Below are 16,053 nucleotides of genomic sequence, written 5' to 3'. Positions count from 1 at the left end.
CGTTCCTCGTCGGCGGATAGCCGGTCGGCTCCCCGTCGACGAGGAACGGCATGAACGGCACCGGGTGGCTGCTCGGCGATGCCGGCTCAGGCTACTGGGTCGGTCACCGCGTGGCGACGGCCGTCGCCGCGGCGCTGGACGGCCGAGGCCCCGAGACCGCCCTGACCGGCGCAGTCCTCGACTCCCTGGGCCTGACCCGGTCACCGGTGCGTGCCGACGGACGCCCGCAGGTGCTCCTCGACCTGATGGACGAGCTGTATGCCCTGCGCCCGGTCCAGCTCTCCCGCTTCGCCCCCCTGGCGTTCCAGCTGGCCGATGACGACGTGGCCCACGAGATCCTCTCCGATGCCGCGGCCGCTCTCACGAACACGCTGGCGGCAGTTCACCAGCCCGGCCTCGACGGCCCCGTCGTGCTCGGTGGTGGGTTGCTCGTGCGGCCGGGCTCGCCGGGTGGCGACCACACGACATACCTGTCCCGGGCGCTGGCAACGACATTGGGCGACGCCGAGGTGGTCTCCGTGACCGGTGGCGTGCTCGGCGCCGCAGTGCTGGGGCTACGCAACCTCGGCGTCGAGGTCGATGCCGAACTCTTCGACCGACTGCGTCAGGACCTGTCCGGGTGGACCGACACCGCCGAGGGCACAACCTAGTTTCGCCACCCTGCTGGACGAGGCCGGGCTCTCCGCGCGGGACATCGCCGACCAGCTCGGCAACCAGCAGCACGGGATGCGCGAGGCGCTGCGCACCTCCGGCCGGCTGGCCATGCCCCCAGGGTCGTGACGCGAGTGCGGCGAGCCCCGCACCGACCGTGTTCAGGAGCACATCGTCGATGGAGAAGACGCGGTCCAGCTGCAGAACGTACTGCGCAGTCTCGATGAGGACGGAGGCGACGCAAGCGAGCGCGAGGACGCGGAGCAGGGACGCCAGTGCCGGGAAGCGCAGGGCGCGAAGAGCCCAAGGGCCGCAAGACCCAGCAGGTTGCCGACGATCTGGTAGACCGGCATCGTCGCGAGGTCCCGAAAGGGGACCAGGCTCACTCCGGCCGTCGTGCCAGTGTGCGGCCCGGGCAGCATGGCGAGCCAGACGAAAGGCACAGTCCCGTAGACCATGCCGACCTCTGCCAGTGAGCGTCGCCGTGCCACCGAGGAAGCCATCCCGTGCCGGCGCCGATGTCCGGTCAGTGCGCACGCCATGAGCACCGCGAACGGCACGGCGGCGAGCACGACGAGCTCCACCACGCGGTAGGTGCCGATCCAACCGATCCCCATGTCCATGGACAGGTGACCGGGAGGTCGCAGGCGCCGGCCCTGTACAGGCCCTGGCATCACTTCAGCCTCGGATCGTCGGAGGGGTTGGCATACATCGCCGGGCACCCGTCCTTGGGAGCCTTCGGGCGCAGCTCGTAGTGCCATGGCTCGTTCTGGTAGATCTGGCACAGCCCATGGGCGGCGCCATGCCGGGACAGCCAGGCGTCGGCGCCGCCAGGTCCGAGGTCGACGGCGTCGCCGGACTCATGGACCGAGGTGCCGGGGCGGGCCACCCACCGGGCCGCGACATCCACCGACCCGTACTTCGCGACCGCTTGGTCGAACAGCCGCTCCTGAAACTTCTTCGAACGCCATCCGCTGCTGACGTGGAACTGGACCCCGTCAGCTGCCGCGTCCTTGGCGGCGGCGCGCAGCGCAAACCGAAGGGCGGGGTTCAGCCGGGTGATCGCGGGATAGGTGTTGTTGAAGACGGTCACGCCGTCGGGCAACTCATCGCCCGCGGTACCGACTCCCGCCTGGTGCCGGCGCTCAGGACGCGCAGGTGGTGCCATCGGGGGCCCGTCAGAAGTTGCGAGGGCAGGGTGTGGGTCGGCGAGGTGCGGGTCGGCGGAGCTCGTGGTCGGCGGGCGCGGTGACAGGTCTACGAACCGCGGCGGTGGCGTGCATGCCGTGAGGCCGGTGAGCAGCGCCGCGAGAGCGAGTCCCGCGGCCAGCGATCGGATGCGGGTCGCTTCCTGCTGGGCTGGCTGGCTGATGAACATGCCACCCAGTCAAGGCAAGCCAGCGTTGCGAGAGTGTATGGCGTTTTCGATATGCCGACGATACGTACCGGCTCACTAGCATCGGGGAATGCGAGTGCTGGTGGTCGAGGATGAGCCCCTCATGGCGGAAGCGATGCGTGACGGACTGCGGCTGGAGGCGATCGCGGCAGACCTCGCCCTGGACGGCGACACCGCGCAGGAGCTGTTGAGCATCAACACCTACGACATCGCCGTCCTCGACCGCGACATCCCGGGACCGTCGGGCGACGAGATCGCACGCGGCATCGTCGCGTCCGGCCGCAGGATGCCGATCCTGATGCTCACGGCCGCCGACCGGCTCGACGACAAGGTCAGCGGATTCGAGCTCGGCGCCGACGACTACCTCACCAAACCGTTCGCGCTGCGCGAGCTCGTGCTCCGGCTCAGGGCACTCGACCGGCGCCGTGCCCACCCCCGGCCCCCGGTGCGCGAAATCGCGGGGCTACGGCTCGACCCGTTCCGTCGCGAGGTCTACCGCGACGGCCGGTACGTCGCGCTCACCCGCAAACAGTTCGCCGTGCTCGAGGTCCTCGTCGCCGCGGACGGCGGCGTGGTCAGCGCCGAGGAACTGCTGGAGCGGGCGTGGGACGAGAACGCCGACCCCTTCACCAACGCCGTCCGCATCACCGTGTCGGCCCTGCGCAAGCGCCTCGGCGAACCTTGGCTGATCGGCACCGTCCCCGGTGTCGGGTACCGCATCACGACGGGAGCCGACGGTGGATAGGCCGGCCGGCTTGAGCGTCCGGCTCAAGCTGACGCTCAGCTACGCCGGATTCCTTGTCCTCGCGGGCGCGGTACTGCTTGCTCTCTGGCTGCTGCTGGTGCACTACTTCCCGCACGCAGTGATCGTCCGGGACGCCCGGTCGGGCATCGGAGGCGCGTTCGCACCCGGCCGCAGCTACACCCAACGTGCCTTCGGAGAGATAGCGGCCGTGACCTTGGGCTTCTGCCTGATCTTCGGTCTCATCGGAGGTTGGATCCTCGCCGGCCGGATGCTCGCGCCGCTCTCGCAGATCACCGACGCCACCCGCATCGCCGCACGAGGATCCCTCTCGCACCGGATCGCGATGGACGGCGCCAAGGACGAGTTCCGAGAGCTCGCAGACAGCTTCGACACCATGCTCGAACGACTGGAGGCCCACGTCGCCGAGCAGCGGCGCTTCGCCGCCAACGCCTCCCACGAGCTGCGGACCCCGCTCGCGATCACCCAGACTCTCCTGGACGTCGCACGCAAGGACTCGCACACCGACACCGCTGCCCTCGTCGACCGCCTGCAGAGCGTCAACACCCGAGCGATCAACCTCACCGAAGCGCTCCTCGCGCTCAGCCGCGCCGACCAACGATCCTTCACGCGCGAGGTCGTCGACCTGTCCCTGATCGCTGAGGAAGCTGCCGAGACCCTGCTACCCCTCGCAGAGAAGCACGGCACCCATGTCGACGTGTCCGGGGATCCAGCCACCACACTGGGCTCACGGGCGCTGTTGACACAGTTGACGACGAACCTGCTGCACAACGCGATCGTCCACAACACCAGTGGCCACGGCACCGTATGGGTGCACTCCATGCGCTACTCCGCCACGGTGATCCTCCGCGTCGAGAACACGGGGCCACCGCTGGCTCCGGGCCTGGTCGCCACGCTGGTCGAGCCGTTCCAACGTGGCACCCAACGCGCCCACAGCGATCAGGCGGGCGTCGGGCTCGGCCTGGCGATCGCCAAGCGGATCACCGAAGCGCACGAAGGCACCCTCACCCTCGCGCCACGGCCCGGCGGAGGGCTGTGTGTCACCGTCCGGCTCCCGGCCGCGGGCCGTACCGCGCAGATGTAACACGTCGACGACCCTTGCTGTATCAGTGGACGCCGTGCGGGCCAGGCATCCGCTCGACGCTAGCTATCCGTGGCGGCTCGGTCACGCTCGCCGAGGAGAGGACGTTGAGCACAGTTATCGTGCACCGCAAGCGGATCCTGGCGCGGGATTGTCGCCGGGGACGATCACTGGGGTGATCACCCCACGTGCCTGCCCCATTCTCGAGGTGCGGGCAGGCAACCTCGTTGCCGGGCGATTTCGCAACTGGCGCTGGCGTTACTCGGGTGAGAACGCGCCGAGCCGGCGTGTCGTGCGGCGTGTCGGGAGGTAACGCCAGCGCGAGTTTCGATCCAGCTGCTGGGCAGGCTCGCGGCGAGCAGCCCGGACCAGGTCGCGGAGCAGTACGCCGATCGGGTCGATTGGCGGCTGGCCGGGCCCTTGGATGAGCACGGCGCCGGCGTGCGTGCCTGGTCGGGCACCTGAGCCCGCCAGGGGCACTCGATGCGCTTCGCTACCTGACCTGACAGGTAATCGACGCACGGCCCATGGCCGGTCAGGGTGAGCACTGCCGGTGCCGGACCGTCCGGCCCGCCAACCCGAGGGAGACACACATGAGCACGTTCGAAGACGTGGCGCAGCGCTACATCGACGCCTGGAACGAGACCGACCCGGCCGTCCGCCGCGCGGCGGTGGACGCCCTGTACAGCGAGGACGCCCGCTACGTCGACCCGATGGCAGTCGCCGAGGGTCGGGAGGCGATCGCCGCCACCATCGGCGCGGTGCAGGACCAGTTCCCCGGTTTCGTGTTCCGCCTCACCGGACCGGTCGACGCCCACCATGACCAAGCGCGGTTCGGGTGGGAACTTGGCCCCGCTGGCGCGCCGGCACCGATCGTGGGGTTCGACGTCGCCGTCACCGACCAAGCCGGCCGAATCCAGACAGTGCTCGGGTTCCTCGACAAGGCCCCCGCCACCACCTGAGCGTCCAGGACGTTGGGTCCGGTTGAGCCCGCCAGCTCGCCGGCCTCGACGTCCTGGACCGTCTGATCCCGGAACAGGAGAGGGCTCGTCGGCAGGAGTGCACGATGCCACCAGAACCACGAGCTCCAGCACCCACCTGTTCCGGACCGTGCGCGCAGGTCGGGTCACTGCCGCCTCCCTCCCCCACGCCGCGGGCGGACCTTGGTCGCCATCCAGACCGACCTGACAGACGTGCGGAGAGGTGTGGATCGCACGCGCTCGGCCGGCTCCGGTTGGCCGACGGGAAAAGGCCACTGCTCATCGGCGTCGCGCAGCGCCTCCTGAGGTGACTCCGGCCACAGAATGAAATGGGGACAAAGCGTGAGAAGCCCCAGACACCAAGAAGCCGCAGGCCTGTGACCTGCGGGTTTGCTCCCCCGGCTGGACTCGAACCAGCAACCCTTCGGTTAACATGGTTGCCCATTCTCCGAGTCTCTGCCGATAGCCGTAATGCCCTCTGACGTGGGATGATTCGTGGTGCAAGGCCGGTTCGATGAACCGCAAATGACCATGATTGACCGCAATAAACTGGGGATAAAGTGGGAGTCGGACGGCCACCGCTTCCGGTGGGCACGATGGGCACCATCCGGGTGTATGCCGCGCCGGCCGGCTTCCGGGCGCGGGCGCAGGTGCGCGACCTGGACGGGCGGACCCGCTCGGTGGAGCGCACCGGCCGAACCAGGGGTGCCGCCGAGCGTCGGCTCAAGGAGGCCTTCCGCGACCGCACCCACCGCGCCGCCGGGGACCTGATCTCCCCGGACACTCGCATCAGCGTCCTGGCCGACACGTGGTTCGCCTCGTTGGACCAGCACTCCCCCACCACGCTGCAGCTGTACCGCCACCGCATCGACCACCAGATCAAGCCGGCGCTGGGTCAGCTGCGGATCCGGGAACTGACCGTCGGCACCGTCGACCGGCACCTGAGGACGGTGGCCGCCACCAGCGGTCCCGCGATGTCCAAGCTGACCCGCTCGGTGCTGTCCGGGATGTGCGGCTTGGCCGCCCGCTACGACGCCCTGGACCGCAACCCCGTCCGGGACGCCTCCAGGATCAGCCGGCCGCCGAAGAAGCCGCCGAAGGCGCTGACCGCGGCCCAGGCACGCCAGCTGCGGGCGATCCTCACCTACGACGACAAGGCGGTCGCACGTGACCTCCCCGACCTGGTCTCCTTCATGCTGGCGTCCGGTTTGCGCATCGGTGAGGTCTCCGCCGTCACCTGGGACGCAGTGGACTTCGAGCGGGGCACCGTTCAGGTGCGCGGCACGGTGATCCGGGTCAAGGGGCAGGGTCTGGTGGTGAAGGCGACCAAGACGACAGCCGGACTGCGGACCTTGGCGCTGCCGCGGTGGTGCGTCGAGGTGCTCACGCTCCGCCGCGAAGCCTTCGCACCGAAGGCCGCAGACACACCCGTGTTCCCAGCACCGAAGGGCGGCCTGCGCGACCCCTCGAACACCCAGGCCGACCTCAGAGACAGCCTCGCCTGGGCCGGCGTGCCCTGGGTCACCAGCCACGTCTTCCGCAAGACCACCGCCACCCTCCTCGACGAGGCCGGCCTGTCCGCGCGCGCCATCGCCGACCAGCTCGGCCACGCTCAGCCCTCACTCACCCAGAACGTCTACATGGGCCGCAACGTCGCCTCCACCGCGGCCGCCACCGCTCTCGAAGCACTCGCGTGAGCGATGATTGATCGCCGTCGGTCGACCCGCCTGCGGCATGCCGTATGACATCCCTGCCCGTTGACACGATCCAGACGGTGCTACCTACCGGTGAACACTCGTCCTCCAGCAGGCGCGAAGCCGTCCTGGTCACCTACTGTTTCCGTGGGTGGTCCCTTGACACTGCTTCCGGACCCGACCGCCGGACCTCATCGAGTGAGCTCGTCAAGCATGGCGGGCCGGCATCTGAGGACCCGCCGTCGGTCGCTTTCCATCTCCTGCTCAGACAACCCGGCGTACCGTGGTCCCGATCTGCCTGGCCAGCAGGATCGTCACGGTAGTCGGACCCGATGCCGCGATCAGGTGGTGTCATGAGTGATACCATGACGCCATGTCTATGACATTGCGCCTCTCGGACGCAGAAGCGGACGCGCTGCGTCGTCGTGCCGAGCGTGAGTCCCGCTCGATGCAAGACATCGCTCGGCAGGCGGTGCGCGAGTACGTGGAGAATCACAGTCGTGCCGAATTGCTCGACAGCGTCCTTGATCAGGAGTTGCCGCGCTACGCCGAGGCGTTGGAGCGGCTTGGTCAGTGATCTACCTGACTCTCGCAGAGTTGCTGCACGTCGCCGAGCGAACCCTCGGCGCTGATGTACCGATCCGGGACCATGGGCTGCTGCAATCGGCGTTGGCCCGTCCGCAGGCCACAGCCTTCGGTAAGGATGCCTACCTCCTCCTGGAGGAGAAGGCCGCGGCGTTGCTGCACTCGCTGGCCCGCAATCACGCCCTGGTGGATGGGAACAAACGGCTGGCACTGGCCGCCACGATCGCCTTCCTCGGTATCAACGGCCGTCGACTCACCATGACCAATGATGAGGCCTACGAGTTGGTGATCAGCGTCGCGGCCGGAGAACTGGACGACATCGCCGGAATCGCGGATCGGATCAAGGTCGGGAGCCGGCCATGGTTGAGTGATCGCACGACGTGACAACCCGAGACCGGCCTCACCGGTGGCCGCCGGACGTCCACGTCGCCGCCGCCGATCAGCGAGCCCCGGTAGTGCAAGTCGCGCTGGCACCATCCCGGCGCGCATTGCAGGATGCGCCACGCCCCGATCAACGCCTGGCTTGTGCCAGCCTGGCTTGTGCCAGCCTGGCTTGTTATTCACTGCACGACACGAGTGCCGAACGGTCTCCGGCGACCCCGCTCGACCTTGATCGCTCGACTATCCGGCCGACACTGGCCGCCCCGGATGAGGGGCCGTTGCGGCCGATGAGAGGCTGTTGGAAGTCGAGGCGCCGTTCCGCAGTCGGAGCAACCTCCGGCCACCGTCAGCGGCCCCTCGTCCGACGACCGCATCGTGCAGCGAGGTCGAGGCCAACGTGAAGCCGGCCGGAGCCCAACACTGTCGCCGGCGTCCGGAAGCGGATCCGCTTACGGCGACGATCTTGGCAATCGCGTTGACTGCCGTCCCGCGCCGAAGGCGGCCGCATCATCATCGTCGCGGACCAAGCGCCACAACCCCTGGTCCGACTCCATCGAGTACTCCCTCATACCCAGTACATGTCCGGCACCAGGATTAGCGTTCGCGGCGCAGGCCTCGTGACTTCTGATCTGGCGTGCTGGGCTGCACCCGATTCCGCCCATCCGGTTGAACGCCATCCGCGTGGAGGCGCACACGAGCCGACCCACGTTCGGTCACGACCCCGACGCCGACGGATCACCCCTTCTCGCGAGTGGCTGGCCGCTCGGCTCTCCTGACTCCCTCGACCAGAAGTACCCGTTCTCGCGGCAGCACGTAGCCGTCCCTGCTGGATTCTTGGACGTAGACCCAACCCGGCGTGAACACCACTGCCACCTCCTCCACCAGCTTGGTGTCGCCGCGCAGGTCAAGGAAGTGCAGGCGGTGGACCAAGTAGCTGTTGCCTTCGTCAAACTTTGCCGCCGTCATGCCTTGCGAAGATCGTCCTCCAGACAGACCTTGTCCGTGCCATCGCCAGGCGGTGCGCCGATCGGCATGGGGGAACACGGCTCAACTCGGGGGCGGAGGTGCACAGCTGGCGTATCAGCGAGCACGTTGTGCTGTCGAGCTCATCGGCCCTCAGTCCAGCAGCGAAGAAGAGTTGATGTCACCCGGCCGACTCCCGCGCCTGCCGGGGTGGGTCGGCTTGGGCAGCTGGTTCTCAGCCCTCGGTGGGTCGGATGACGGGCTTGATGTCGACCAGTGGCGTGCCGTCCACGGCCTCGAGCGGCTGTACCCGAAGCCGGCAGTCCTCGACCGCCAGGACTGAGACCCGGTGCAGCCCCAGCGGATTCGGCCGGGCGGAGGAGCGGGTGCTGAACACGCCGCGTTCGGGTCCGCCCGGGTCGTCACCCGGGACGGTGGAGAGCTCGTCGCGGCGGGCGCGGTGCAGCCAGGTCAGGACGAGTAGCTCGGCGCCGACGCAGATGTCGCGGATGCCCTCGCGGACTGCCGGGTCGATCGTGAGCCAGGCGTCCGGCGCGCCTCGGTCACCTTGGTTCGGCGCGTCGGCGAGTTCGGTGAGGGTGGACTCGACGTGGCCGATCGGGCGAATCTCAAAGCTGTCGACGGGGCGGGCGTCCTTCGCCGCACGGTCTTGGGTTCCGAAGCCGTCGGACTTGGTCGGACGGATGCTAGAGGTGGACGCAACGTCCGCTACAAACCCACTCGAACGAAACGACCACGTCGGGCCACCAGCGCACCCTTCGTCGTCGTTTCGGGATCGCCGAACGGCGACGGTGACAACTGGGCCATTGACTGCTCGCCCCCTCGGGCGGGTCTATAATTAATGGTGTAGAGACAATTTCGCGTGAGGGACTTCTTTCCTCGCCTGCTCTACGGACAGTCGGGAGGCGCCGAGTCGCCTCCGATCGGAGAGTGGCGATCATGAGCCACCAATTCATCAGCGGGCCTTCCTAGCGGCCGCCTTTTGCCGGCCCGCGCAGGTCGCCAATCCGGGTCGTAGATCGCGGCCGGTGCGGTCGGAACCAGCACCCGTGCCGTGCTAACCCCCTTGGGGATAACCAAACTGGGTTGGTTCAAGCACGCCGCCCGGCCCGAGAACATCGACCTCAGCCTGACCGACTACACCGTGCTCGTGCTGACCCGTGATTCCCCCAGTTACCGACATCGTGCATGCCGAGTTGCTTCTGCTCGAGGACGATCAATCTCCTTGCGCCACCCCGCAGGAGGCCTCCGGCGCAGACCTACAGGAGGCACACAGATGACCAGCACTGAACGCGGTGGCGCGTCTTCGGCGCCCGTGGTCGACCGCCGGCACCCCGCCTCGGGCAAGGCCTCACCGGCAACGTTGTATATCAGTTCGTTCACCGAGTTGTCTCGTCAGGTCAGGGCTCGCGACCTGCTCAAGCGCCGCTACGGGTGGTATTGGTCGAGGATCATCGGCCTCGTGATGACGTTCACCGCATCCTGGGTCGTGGTCGTCCTGGTCGGGAACTCGTGGTGGCGACTTGTCGTCGCCGGGGTGCTGGCCGTCCTGTCCGCCCAGATCGGCTTCCTAGGCCACGACAGCGCCCACTGCCAGATCTTCTCCTCCTGGCGGTGGAACGAATGGACCAGCCGGGTGCTCAGCGGACTGTTCATGGGGCTGAGCTACGGCTGGTGGGACAAAAAGCACAGCCTGCACCACGCGGCACCCAACACAGAAGGCACCGACCCGGACATCGCGCCCGGGGTGCTGGCCTTCACCCCGGACCTGGCACGCGACCGGCACGGACTAAGCGCGGCCGTCGCCCGACACCAAGGCTGGCTTTTCTTCCCGCTACTGACCCTGAGGGGCTGAACCTGCAATGGCAAAGCGTCCGCGCCGTGACCGGAAATACGGCCGGTGGCGCGGCGCTGGGCCGAGGCTGCACTCATCGGAGTACGCCTATCGGCATATCCGGCGGCGTTGTTGCTGCTGTTGCCCCCGGGCAAGGCTGCAGCGTTCTTCGGAGTGCAAATGGCACTCTTCGGCATATTCCTCGGAGGATCCTTCGCCCCAAATCACAAGGGCATGGGCCGCTGGTGCCACCCAACATGAAGGTCGACTTCCTGCGCCGCCAGGTGCTGATGTCACGCAACGTCACGGGAGGGCCACTCGTGGACTTCGCGATGGGCGGGCTGAACCGGTAGATCGAGCACCACTTGTTTCCGAGCATGCCGCGCCCCAACCTGCGACATGTCCAACCGCTGGTCCGGGCACACTGCACTGAACATGACGTGTCCTACACACAAAAGTCTCTGTGGCAGTCCTACGGCATCGTGGTCCGCTATCTCAACGCGGTCGGCCTCGGCGCCCGCGACCCTTCACCTGCCCCCTGGTACGCCGATACCGCGACTAACTCCACCACCCACGCATCCAGCCGCGCTCCGACCGGCCAGCGGCGGTCTCGCCTCCAACGCTCCGAAGGGAGCTCGCCATGACTCTTTCCCAACAGCAGGTGTGCGTCGTCGACAACCTCGACCTGGCGCAAGATCACCACATCCACACGAGCCCGCCAGAAGGACACAACCAGCACCATCGGACGGCGCTCATGACCCTGGCCGAACAACTCCTCGCGGGGCACAGAGACGCACTGCGAAAACTGAACGCACGCCACGCCGACGTGAACTGTGGCGCGCCTGCCGACGCCCGCAATGAGGGCAGCCAGACGTGTGGCCCGCCGCAGCGAGCCGAGGCCGGCCCGGCCGACGAAACCGAAGACCCCCGCGATTCTTCCCAAAACCGTGACGATCATCAAACCGCGTGACCACCCCAGCGCAGCCCATCCTCGACGCCACCGGGCCACCTACGGAAACTTGATCAGACTGACCATCCGCGACCTACTCATCCTGCTCGCCTGCACGGAAGACGAGACGCGGGTCTTACCCTCTGACCCCGTCGAAACCCGCGCCACACACCAAATCCTGCGTCACCAACACGAGATCGTCACCGAACTCCAACGCCGCGACGTCACCGAGCAACCGGCGCAATGACACGCCGCAACACGCCCCCTACAGAACGCGAGCGCGTCACTCTCAAGGGGTGCCAGAGAGCCGACTCATAGACAATCGACGGGAATGATAACCGAGGACCGCAAGCTCAACCGTCACCGGCGACGAGACGGCCGCCGAGGTGCTCGATCGACAGATCACGGTTGACCGTCCCGAGGGGTGCTCTATACGGAACACCCAAACGACGACCGCGACCGGTGGCCGATCGGCGATAGGGACGGCGGGACGAGCTATCCGCGGCGGATGACGGCGCGGGCGGTGGTCGCTGTCGCAAAGTCGGTTCCCGTGACGTTCCAGCCGGTGCGTGCTGCTCCGGCCAGCTCGCTCAGCACGTCGAGTGTCGGGCTGTGGGCGGGCGGAGCTGAGTGCCGGTCTGACCCGCTGCGCCAGCCGAGCGCGAAGAGCAGATCGCTGATCGCGCTGCGCCACTCCTGCGCCGGTACGCCGCTGCCGGCCACGGCCAGGGCCATCCAGCCGGCTTGCCGATCGGCGTCGCTGGTGCCCAGCGGAAGTCGTTTGACGATGTGCTGCCACAGCGCCTGCGGGTCCTGACGCCCGCGGTTGCCGGCCGCGGTCGGTGTGAGACGGCCCTTGCGGACGGTGACCAGACCAAGGGAACGAGCGGCATCGCGGACACCAGCAACCGGTGGCGTCAAATCCTCGCGGTTGGCCTTGCCGATCCACCACCTGCTGATACCACTGCCTTCGGCGAAGTGCTCGACCACCGCTGGCGGTAGGTAGCCTGCCCCGGTGAGGCAGACCCCGTCGCCGATGACGTCGAGGAAGACCTGGTAGGTCTCGGTCAGCCGGGCGGCCTCGGCTGCGGTGACCTCGGCCGGTCCGTGCGAGAGCGGTCGGCTCAACACCTCCCGCAACAGCCGGATGCCGCGACGCTCCAGCTGCCCGGCGAGCTCGGCCAGCTCGTCGGTCACCGCCACGGGCTCGGCGACCGCGACCGCGAGGGCGGCTCGGGTCTCCTCGATGTCGAAGTGGTCGGGGTGCCACTCGAGAGGGAGCCAGTCATGAGCGTGCGCGGCATCGTCGAAGACCTCGGGAAGGAACGAGTCGTCGTACCCGCTGCGCACCCAGGCAGCCAGCTCCTCGTAGCCGCCCAGCCCTCCGCAGTCCTCGGGCGGGCAGCCCATCCGGCCCCCCATACAGCGCACCGTGGCCGGCGGCTCGTCCAAGACTGCCTCGACGCGAAGGACGTGGTCCCAGCCGTCCCCGAAGTCGTACTCGTACCAGAGACGATCTCCCTCGGCCGCCACCGTTTGGTCGAGCCGGATGTCGTCCTCGAGCACGCCGTCCTCACCCTCGTCGACGTCGAACGCAGTGATGAAGTACGGCGAGCGATGGTCGCCGCCGCTCCGGAACCGGTGCAGGTGCGTGTCGGTCCACCCCATCGCCGCCTGGATCACCTCATGCAGCCGGGGCAGCGCCAGGTCGCCAGGCAGTTCGAGCCGCCTCCACACCGGCGGCTTCGCCCCCCGCAGGTCCAGGCGAACGCGGTACCCGCGTACCTCGGCCGGGACCGGGTGCAGCGTCGGTTCCTGGTCGGCCTGCAACCTCTCGAAGATGCTCGAGACCTGCCCGCCAAGAAGTGCCTCCAGCAAGGCCTGGTTCTCCTCGGTGCTGTGCCCAGCCATCAGCCGCTTCACCAGCTCCTGGACGTCGCGCGGTTCGGCCACGGCGGATAGTCAATCACTCTCGACTCAGCGTTCCACTTCCACCACCCCAGTAGTGCCCTGGTCACCACCACGAGATCCTCGACCTTGACCTGGAACGCGTTCCCCTGCGACAAGGCCGCCAGCCTGCCAGCCGCGTGCTACCCCACAAACCTGCTCCGACCGCGCACTGCTGTCGGCCGACCCACTCCGACAACGAGCCACCCCCACAGCGGGATCCTCAACCGGGCCGCGACACCGGCTGACCAGCAGAGGATCCACCGGCGGGCTCGGGGCACTGGTCGGGCCCCCACCCGAGGCACCGATCGGCTCCTGACTGTTCCTGCCGGGTGCGAGCACGGTGCCGACGGATCAGCACCGCCGCGCCGCCCAGGGCCGCGAGGAATCCCGCAGTCCACAGGCCCTGGCCGATGGGACCAAGGGGCGGGTCCGCTCCTTGAACGCCGTCCGGGACCGGATCCCGCACGGCCATCGACCCGTTCTCCGTCCGGGTTGGTCCGGTGGCCGAGGTGAACTCCGAGACGCTGCAGGCGCCTGTTCTATAGCCCCGAGATGCCCCCACGACGTAACGGTGACCGGAGAGTAGCTCCGCGTCCCCGGAACTACCGACGACCTGCACGATGCTGACCGGCCACGGAGGCTGCTCCTGGCCGGTCTGTATCCAGACCTTCGGCGCCAGGTCGGGGCCCGCCCAGACCTGACTGACCGAGAACAAGGTAAAGCCTCGGCGCTGCTGCTCGACCGAGCCGACGAAGATCACCGAAGAGCCCGCCGGGCCACTGTCCTGGGCGCACGAGGCATACGCAGGTGGCACACCGACCGCAGTCATGGCCAGCGCGATCCCCGCAGCACCACGGCTCAGCCGACCCATGGGCTGATTGTGAACCCCACGGCACCCATTGGCCACACGTTCCGAACCAGGCGCCGTATGCCGATCGGCAACTGGGACGGCGACGGCATGCCGCAGCGTCAGTAGGGTGGCGTGGTGTCGGTGGGCGGTGAGGGACCCGAGACCACTGATGATGCGTGGCGTCGTCCTTGGGGTCTGTACGTGGCGGTCGCTCTTCTGATCGTCGCTGTCACGGCGGGTGCGGTCGCACAAGTTGTCGGGGACTCGGGTGACTCGTCAGGCTCGGCGACCCCATCGAGGTCGAGCACCGAGCCGGAACCGACGAGCTCTTCCTTGGTGGGTGTGGCCGGGCCTACGCGCGAGCCGGTGCCGGGGTCCGCGCCGAAAGTACGTCGGCAAGGCGGGCACCCGCTGCTGACGGGGGTGCCCGTCGGCTGGCAGTTGGTGGCCGTGACGCGGCAGAGCCTGAGCGAGCCGTTCCATCTGGTGCGCATCGTCCCCGCCTCGGGCAAGATCACCGCCGCTGCAGGTCCGCCACTGCTGAGCAGCGGCGGGGTGGCCTTGGTGGTCGGCGCTCGGCAGGTGTTGATCCGCCCGTGGGACTGCGTCGCCGGGTACCTGCTTCCCCGCGCCGGGCAGGCCCAGAAGCTGACCGGCGGGCCACTCGGAACATGCGGTTACGCCTTTCCCGGACCAGCGCCCGACCAGGTGTGGGCCACCGACCCCGACCACCCGCGACGAGTGCGGCTGGTCGGCTTCGACGGGACCCCCACCGGGGTGACGCTCCGACCGCGCACAGACCAGTGGGCCGGGCTCTCGGTAGCCGACGGCGCCGGCGGCCGGCTCGTACAGACCAGCCACGGCGCCTACGACCTCCACCCTTCCGGGCGGCAACAGGTCACGACCGGCACCGTGGTCGCGATCGGCACCACCACCTGGCTTACCCGTCCTTGCCCTTCCCAAGACCAATGCGAACTGACGGCGATCAACCGGCACACCGGGTCCCGACAAGCCCTCCCCTCCCCCTGCCCTGCCGACAGTCGACCCACCGCGGCGCCGCTCTCCGGAACCATCTCCCCGGATGGGCGTACCGCCGCCATGTTCTGTACCGGCAGCACTCCCCATCCCGTGCTGTACCTGCTGGACCTGACCACCGGTCGCCGGCACCATGTCCACGTGCGACTCCAAGACATCGACACCGGCCCCGCTGGCCTCGTCTGGTCTCCGAACAGTCAGTGGCTATTCACCATCGACCGTGCTGGACGCCTCACCGCCATCGACCGCGACACGCGCCGGGTTCGCACACTGGCCACCAGCCTGCCGCCACTATCCCAGCTCGCCACCCGCTGAGTGGGCGTTCCCCAAGCCGATGGGCGATCGGACGCCTGGATGGGCGTTGATGCGACCGAGCCGTCGCACGCGGGCGGGAGCGGTCGTGGTCATCGGCCAGGACCGAGCGCGGCGATGGCTTGCTCCGCCAGAGCTTCAGTTGAGAAGGCCAACTTGTGTTCGCCGTCCGGTGTTGCGAGGACAGTCGTCGTTCCGTCTCGCTCCCGCCAACGGCAGGACTGCAAGGGCCAGTGAGTGATGGCGGGTGATGCTCCCAGCAGCTGGCGCACCGTCAATCGGCCCTGCTAAAGGGTGCTGTCCGTGACCACGTAACAGTAGGTCCCATTGAACCCGAAGTACGCGCCCCGGGATGCTTCGAACCTGGCCCGCTCGACCTCACCGGCCTGCCCGGCCTCGGCCACAAGCGCGCTGAAGATCTGATCCGTACCTGACATGCGCCTATCCTGCCGTGCAAACCCCGCTTGCGAGGCGCAACGGGGCTGGTGGACGTCGACCACGTCCCCTAGGGAAGCGCTGATCAACATGCCATTCCCGGCGTGGTCGGCGGCTGACGGCAGTGGACGCGGTCAGGAACGGGTCTGGGAGTGGCTCCCTACCTCTGCTCT

The 16,053-nt window shown here is 68.2% G+C and carries 18 protein-coding genes; 10 read left to right on the top strand and 8 right to left on the bottom strand.

Features of this window, described 5'->3' with window-relative positions:
- Positions 1–360: 360 nt before the first annotated feature.
- Genes FRW57_RS25015 through FRW57_RS07155 form a run of 3 tightly spaced genes read right to left on the bottom strand, consistent with a single transcriptional unit; the run spans position 361 to position 2,029 of the window.
- Positions 361–918, bottom strand: coding sequence for a VanZ family protein (locus FRW57_RS25015; protein WP_476748651.1), 558 nt, complete (start codon positions 916–918; stop codon positions 361–363).
- Complete coding sequence (locus FRW57_RS24380) at positions 813–1,325, bottom strand: hypothetical protein (RefSeq protein ID WP_238384580.1); 513 nt, start codon at positions 1,323–1,325, stop codon at positions 813–815. The genes FRW57_RS25015 and FRW57_RS24380 overlap by 106 nt, the downstream gene beginning before the upstream one ends.
- Positions 1,325–2,029, bottom strand: coding sequence for a M15 family metallopeptidase (locus tag FRW57_RS07155; RefSeq protein ID WP_137120889.1), 705 nt, complete (start codon positions 2,027–2,029; stop codon positions 1,325–1,327). The genes FRW57_RS24380 and FRW57_RS07155 overlap by 1 nt, the downstream gene beginning before the upstream one ends.
- Positions 2,030–2,117: 88 nt before the next feature.
- On the opposite strand from FRW57_RS07155, the gene FRW57_RS07150 reads away from it, so the two are divergent.
- The 6 genes from FRW57_RS07150 (at position 2,118) to FRW57_RS07125 (ending at position 7,534) form a co-directional block, all read left to right on the top strand.
- A complete protein-coding gene (locus tag FRW57_RS07150; protein WP_152185663.1) occupies positions 2,118–2,792 on the top strand; it encodes a response regulator transcription factor in 675 nt (224 codons plus the stop codon).
- Between the two features lie 10 nt (positions 2,793–2,802).
- On the top strand, positions 2,803–3,894 hold the full coding sequence (locus tag FRW57_RS07145; protein WP_275263119.1) for a sensor histidine kinase: 1,092 nt from the start codon (positions 2,803–2,805) through the stop codon (positions 3,892–3,894).
- Positions 3,895–4,484: 590 nt separating this feature from the next.
- On the top strand, positions 4,485–4,853 hold the full coding sequence (locus FRW57_RS07140; protein ID WP_152185661.1) for a nuclear transport factor 2 family protein: 369 nt from the start codon (positions 4,485–4,487) through the stop codon (positions 4,851–4,853).
- A gap of 614 nt (positions 4,854–5,467) precedes the next feature.
- Positions 5,468–6,568: a site-specific integrase gene (locus FRW57_RS07135; protein WP_137123553.1), complete on the top strand. Its 1,101-nt coding sequence runs from the start codon at positions 5,468–5,470 to the stop codon at positions 6,566–6,568.
- Positions 6,569–6,938: 370 nt separating this feature from the next.
- Positions 6,939–7,142 (top strand): ribbon-helix-helix protein, CopG family, encoded by a 204-nt coding sequence (locus FRW57_RS07130; protein WP_202911734.1) that lies wholly within the window; start codon positions 6,939–6,941, stop codon positions 7,140–7,142.
- Complete coding sequence (locus tag FRW57_RS07125; RefSeq protein ID WP_152185660.1) at positions 7,139–7,534, top strand: type II toxin-antitoxin system death-on-curing family toxin; 396 nt, start codon at positions 7,139–7,141, stop codon at positions 7,532–7,534. The genes FRW57_RS07130 and FRW57_RS07125 overlap by 4 nt, the downstream gene beginning before the upstream one ends.
- Positions 7,535–8,266: 732 nt before the next feature.
- On the opposite strand, the gene FRW57_RS07120 is transcribed toward FRW57_RS07125, so the two are convergent.
- Together FRW57_RS07120 and tsaA are read right to left on the bottom strand one after the other, a co-directional pair.
- Entirely contained in the window at positions 8,267–8,497 is a 231-nt protein-coding gene (locus FRW57_RS07120) for a hypothetical protein (RefSeq protein WP_137123555.1), read from the bottom strand.
- A 232-nt stretch (positions 8,498–8,729) separates the two neighbouring features.
- Positions 8,730–9,122, bottom strand: coding sequence for a tRNA (N6-threonylcarbamoyladenosine(37)-N6)-methyltransferase TrmO (tsaA, locus tag FRW57_RS07115; protein ID WP_275263120.1), 393 nt, complete (start codon positions 9,120–9,122; stop codon positions 8,730–8,732).
- Between the two features lie 669 nt (positions 9,123–9,791).
- On the opposite strand from tsaA, the gene FRW57_RS24375 reads away from it, so the two are divergent.
- The 3 genes from FRW57_RS24375 to FRW57_RS07100 all read left to right on the top strand — a co-directional run bounded on the left by FRW57_RS24375 (position 9,792) and on the right by FRW57_RS07100 (position 11,545).
- Positions 9,792–10,370 (top strand): fatty acid desaturase, encoded by a 579-nt coding sequence (locus FRW57_RS24375; RefSeq protein WP_238999356.1) that lies wholly within the window; start codon positions 9,792–9,794, stop codon positions 10,368–10,370.
- Between the two features lie 619 nt (positions 10,371–10,989).
- Entirely contained in the window at positions 10,990–11,319 is a 330-nt protein-coding gene (locus FRW57_RS07105) for a hypothetical protein (protein ID WP_152185658.1), read from the top strand.
- Entirely contained in the window at positions 11,297–11,545 is a 249-nt protein-coding gene (locus FRW57_RS07100; protein WP_152185657.1) for a hypothetical protein, read from the top strand. Before FRW57_RS07105 ends, FRW57_RS07100 begins: the two co-directional genes overlap by 23 nt.
- A gap of 248 nt (positions 11,546–11,793) precedes the next feature.
- Here FRW57_RS07100 and FRW57_RS07095 read toward each other — a convergent pair whose 3' ends face one another.
- Both FRW57_RS07095 and FRW57_RS07090 read right to left on the bottom strand, forming a co-directional pair.
- Positions 11,794–13,251, bottom strand: coding sequence for a plasmid pRiA4b ORF-3 family protein (locus tag FRW57_RS07095; protein WP_238999353.1), 1,458 nt, complete (start codon positions 13,249–13,251; stop codon positions 11,794–11,796).
- A 217-nt stretch (positions 13,252–13,468) separates the two neighbouring features.
- Positions 13,469–14,119 carry a hypothetical protein gene (locus FRW57_RS07090; protein ID WP_137123506.1) on the bottom strand — a complete coding sequence of 217 codons (651 nt, stop codon included), beginning with the start codon at positions 14,117–14,119 and terminating at the stop codon, positions 13,469–13,471.
- A gap of 429 nt (positions 14,120–14,548) precedes the next feature.
- Between FRW57_RS07090 and FRW57_RS07085 the strand changes: the two genes are divergently transcribed.
- Entirely contained in the window at positions 14,549–15,448 is a 900-nt protein-coding gene (locus FRW57_RS07085) for a TolB-like translocation protein (protein WP_152185656.1), read from the top strand.
- Positions 15,449–15,732: 284 nt separating this feature from the next.
- Here FRW57_RS07085 and FRW57_RS23060 read toward each other — a convergent pair whose 3' ends face one another.
- Positions 15,733–15,882 carry a hypothetical protein gene (locus tag FRW57_RS23060; protein WP_162308288.1) on the bottom strand — a complete coding sequence of 50 codons (150 nt, stop codon included), beginning with the start codon at positions 15,880–15,882 and terminating at the stop codon, positions 15,733–15,735.
- Between the last annotated feature and the right edge of the window lie 171 nt (positions 15,883–16,053).

The organism is Segeticoccus rhizosphaerae, from assembly GCF_009192725.1.
Taxonomy (GTDB): Bacteria; Actinomycetota; Actinomycetes; order Actinomycetales; family Dermatophilaceae; genus Segeticoccus; species Segeticoccus rhizosphaerae.
This window is presented reverse-complemented; position numbering and strand designations above follow the sequence as displayed.